Genomic DNA, 3,871 nt, shown 5'->3' with positions numbered 1-3,871 from the left:
GAAAACATCACCATCCTGCCACTGCCGCCCAAATCGCCCGAGTTGAACCCTGTCGAAAATATCTGGCAGTTCATGCGGGATAACTGGCTTTCAAACCGTGTCTTCAAGTCATACGAGGATATCGTCGCTCATTGCTGCTACGCTTGGCGAACACTGCAGGACCGACCGTGGAAGATAATGTCGATCGGAAGGCGCAACTGGGCACAAGGGTTCTGATCAATGACGGTTGGTATTAGTGACGAAGAGCGCGCCGTTGGGCAAGCCGTGCCAGGCGTCCAAGGTGAGTGCGCTCCTGCCGAACGGGATCAGCCTGACCGTTGAGTATGACGATGAGAATGGGCTGGCCGCAATCATAGGAGCGTTGGGTCATGTTCAGACTGGGCGCTGATCTCAAGGTCTACCTGCATCGGGAGCCGATCGACTTCCGGGCCGGCATCAACAGCCTTGCGGTCCTGGTGCAGGAGACGATGGCGCTGGACCCGTTTGCTCCCGCGGTGTTTGCCTTCTGCAACCGCCGGCGTGACCGGGTGAAGATGCTGTTCTTCGATCGGTCGGGCTTTGTGTTGATCCTGAAGCGGTTGACGGAAGACAAGTTCCGATGGCCGCGGCGAGAGGTGGCGGTGGTTACACTGACGACCGAGCAGCTCCACTGGATTCTCGACGGGATTGATATCGACGCGATGATCCGTCATCCGGTGCGGCAATATCAGATCGCCGGTTGAAGGCGGCGAATTGAACTGTCGACGCAACGGGGCGGTTCAGATTCAAAACTGGGATGACCCGAACTGGCGAACCGAGCGTTGCGGAACTGATGGCGCAGTTGGCGGCAAATGCCGCCGAAATCGCTGCGCTGAAGGCTGAGAAGGAAGCGCTCTCGCAACGGGTCGTCAAGCTGGAAGAAGAATTGGCGCTCGCAAGGCTGCATCGGTTTGCGCCCCGCAGCGAAAAGCACGTCGATCGCCTCTTCAACGAAGCCGAAGAGGCCGCAGACAAGGATGATCCTGATCATGGCGACGACGTCGCCGATCTCCCGGATACAGGCCTGCCAGCAGTCGATGGCGCCGTGGGTAAAAAGCGGGGCCGCAGACCTCTACCAGAAGACCTGCCGCGCGAGCGTGTCGAATACGACCTTGCTAGCGATCAGAAGGCTTGTCCGTGCTGCAACAGCCAAATGCATCGCATGGGCGAGGCCGTTACCGAGCAGCTCCATATCGAGGTCAACGCAAAAGTCCTGCAGAACGTCCGGTTCAAATACGCCTGTCGCCACTGCGACCGCACCGGCATCAACACACCTGTCGTGATCGCGCCGATGCCGCCGCAACCATTGCCGGGCAGCATCGCCACCGCCTCGACGCTGGCCTTCGCGCTCGTGCATAAATACGTCGACGGCACACCGCTCTACCGCGTGGCGCAAACGTTCGAACGGGCCGGCGTTCCGATCAGCCGGGGTGCTCTCGCGCACTGGGTGATAGGTTCGAGCGAGAGGCATCTGCATCGCATTTACGATGCGCTGAGGTTGCGGCTTCAGTCGCAGCCTCTCATTCATGGCGATGAGACGACGGTTCAGGTGCTGAAGGAAAAGAACAAGGAAGCCACCAGCACCTCCTACATGTGGGCATACCGCAGCAGCGAGGACAGTACCGAGCCGATCGTGCTTCTCGATTATCAACCGGGCCGCGGTCAGGTCCACCCGCAGACCTTTCTCGGGGATTACCGCGGCATATTGGTGAGCGATGGCTACACAGCCTGGCGCACATTGCATGGCGCAACCCATGTCGGATGCATGGCTCATTCGCGGCGGCGCTTCGTCGATGCTCTCAAAACTAGGAAGAATGGAGGCGGACCGCCGGAGCAGGCGCTCCGGTTCTTCGAGCAGCTCTACAGGATCGAAAAGCAGGCGCGAGACAAAAAGCCCGACGCCGGTGAAACGCAGGCCGATTGCATTCGCCGTTTCCGGCAGCAGCACAGCCTACCTGTCCTGAACGCACTCAAGTCGTGGCTCGACAATATCGTGCCGAAGGTCGTACCGGATACCAAGCTAGGCGATGCCGTCTCCTACACCCTGAACCAATGGGATTACCTGACGCGCTACATCAGCGACGGCAGGATGCCGATCGACAACAACATTCTGGAACGTGATATCCGGGTCTTCGCCACCGGCAGAAAGAGTTGGCTGTTCAGCGACACCGCTGACGGAGCCAAGGCCAGCGCCGTGGTCTACAGTTTGATGCTCACTTGCCGCGCCTGTGGGATCGACCCACTCACCTGGCTACGCCATGTGCTCACTGAGCTGCCGCAGCGCGACGAAGCGGCCGACATTGGCGACGTGCTGCCGTTCAACTTCTCCAAAACCTCCGCTGCCTGATAGAGCCGGATATCGCTACGCAAGAGGGCCGGGTCAGCGATGCCGCCTACGTCAATGCGCATAGAAAATCGCGCTTACGGCTAAAGTGGTGCGATGACGGCCCATTCTTCGTTGCGCAGTTAGTCACAGCGCATAGCCATCTCCTTTTAAGGAGATTGATGTTGTGGAACGACCCTTCGAACCGGCGTCAAGGATGCTGACCTGGGACCCATCTTCCCTCCAATTTCAGGAGAGTCTTGGGTTTTCAATCTGGCCTTATGCGGCCTGTTTTTCCATAGCCATTTTCATCGCGAATTCATTGGGTGTGATGTTGCCCAGTGAAGAGTGTGGTCTGTTTCGATTGTAATCCTCCTTCCATGCTGTGATTTCGATCCTCGCCTGCGTCAGTGACGAGAACAGTGTTTTGTTGAGACATTCGTCACGGAAGCTGCCGTTGAAGCTTTCTACGAAGCCGTTCTGCATCGGCTTGCCCGGTGCGATGTAATCCCATTCGACGTGAGTGCTTTGGCACCATTCCAGAACGGCCATGCTGGTCATCTCCGTGCCATTGTCGGAGACAATCGTTCGCGGCTTCCCTCGTTGGGCGATGACAGCATCGAGTTCCCGCGCAAGCCGCCGGCCTGAGAGCGACGTGTCGGCGACCAGCGCCAGGCATTCGCGGGTGAAGTCGTCGAAGACGGCCAGAACCCGAAAGCGACGACCATCTGTGAAAGCGTCGCATACGAAATCCAAACTCCATCGCTCGTTGGCACGCGAGGGCAACGCCACAGGGCGTCTCGTCCCCAAAGCCCGTTTGCGTCCACCACGTTTGCGCACCGTCAGCTTCTCTTCGCGATAAAGACGCCGCAGTTTCTTCAGGTTCATGATGATGCCCTGCCGACCCAGCATGACGTGAATGCGGCGATAGCCGAAACGACGGCGCTCGGACGCCACCAGCTTCATTGCCTCAAGGATATCAGCGTCATCCGGTCGAATGCTACGATATCGCACACTCGACCGATCAACGGACAAAACCTCACACGCCCGACGCTGGCTCACCCCATGTTGTCTGCAAACATGAGGTGAGCTTGCGAACGCGTCCCGCTTCACATCGGGCGTCACCACTTTTTTGAAGCGACATCTTTCAGAATGGCATTGTCCAGCATGGTCTCGGCCAGCAGTTTCTTCAGTTTTGCGTTCTCGTCTTCCAAAGACTTCAACTTGCGGGCATTGGACACCTCCATGCCGCCGAACTTTGCCTTGTATTTGTAGAAGGTCGCCTCAGATATCCCGTGCTTGCGGCAGACGTCGGCCGTCCGCATGCCGCTCTCCTGCTCTTTCAATATCCCAATGATCTGCTCGTCCGTGAACCGTGAATGCTTCATTCCGTCCGTGTCCTTGATGCTCTGATCCCCAAAAACTGGATCGTTCATAACTGGAGTTTTCCGCGTTAAATTCCCGGCTGGGAACAGGAGCGGAAGTGATGAAGGCATCGAAGTTTTCGGACGCCCAGAAGGCGTTCATTCT

At 57.9% G+C, this 3,871-nt stretch carries 4 protein-coding genes and 1 pseudogene; 4 read left to right on the top strand and 1 reads right to left on the bottom strand.

Annotation, left to right across the window (positions count from 1 at the left end; translation table 11 throughout):
- From KX729_RS33290 to tnpC, 4 genes and pseudogenes are all read left to right on the top strand, one after another.
- Positions 1 to 216, top strand: a 216-nt coding sequence (locus tag KX729_RS33290; protein WP_219746694.1) for a transposase, incomplete at its 5' end; no start/stop codon positions are given.
- A gap of 58 nt (positions 217 to 274) precedes the next feature.
- Positions 275 to 388: pseudogene (locus KX729_RS34190) on the top strand (IS66-like element accessory protein TnpA); the annotation flags it as partial.
- The gene (tnpB, locus tag KX729_RS33285; RefSeq protein WP_219746693.1) at positions 369 to 722 is read left to right on the top strand and encodes an IS66 family insertion sequence element accessory protein TnpB; all 354 of its coding nucleotides are present in this window, start codon (positions 369 to 371) and stop codon (positions 720 to 722) included. The pseudogene KX729_RS34190 and the gene tnpB, both read left to right, overlap by 20 nt.
- A gap of 53 nt (positions 723 to 775) precedes the next feature.
- A complete protein-coding gene (gene tnpC, locus KX729_RS33280) occupies positions 776 to 2,365 on the top strand; it encodes an IS66 family transposase (RefSeq protein WP_219746692.1) in 1,590 nt (529 codons plus the stop codon).
- A gap of 255 nt (positions 2,366 to 2,620) precedes the next feature.
- Here the strand turns inward: tnpC and KX729_RS33275 are convergent.
- A protein-coding gene (locus KX729_RS33275) for an IS3 family transposase (RefSeq protein ID WP_219746691.1) occupies positions 2,621 to 3,729 on the bottom strand; the annotation gives its coding sequence in 2 pieces (ribosomal slippage) (positions 2,621 to 3,477 and positions 3,477 to 3,729; 1,110 coding nt in all).
- Between the last annotated feature and the right edge of the window lie 142 nt (positions 3,730 to 3,871).

This window comes from Neorhizobium populisoli (assembly GCF_019430945.1).
Classification (GTDB): domain Bacteria; phylum Pseudomonadota; class Alphaproteobacteria; order Rhizobiales; family Rhizobiaceae; genus Neorhizobium; species Neorhizobium populisoli.
Note: the sequence above shows the minus strand (reverse complement) of the source record. Positions and strands in the feature narration are given on the sequence as shown.

Bases quoted from the DNA above. Each gene is read 5' to 3' on its own strand.
- tnpB (WP_219746693.1), top strand. From the start codon at position 369: ATGTTCAGACTGGGCGCTGATCTCAAGGTCTACCTGCATCGGGAGCCG.
- tnpC (WP_219746692.1), top strand. From the start codon at position 776: ATGACCCGAACTGGCGAACCGAGCGTTGCGGAACTGATGGCGCAGTTG.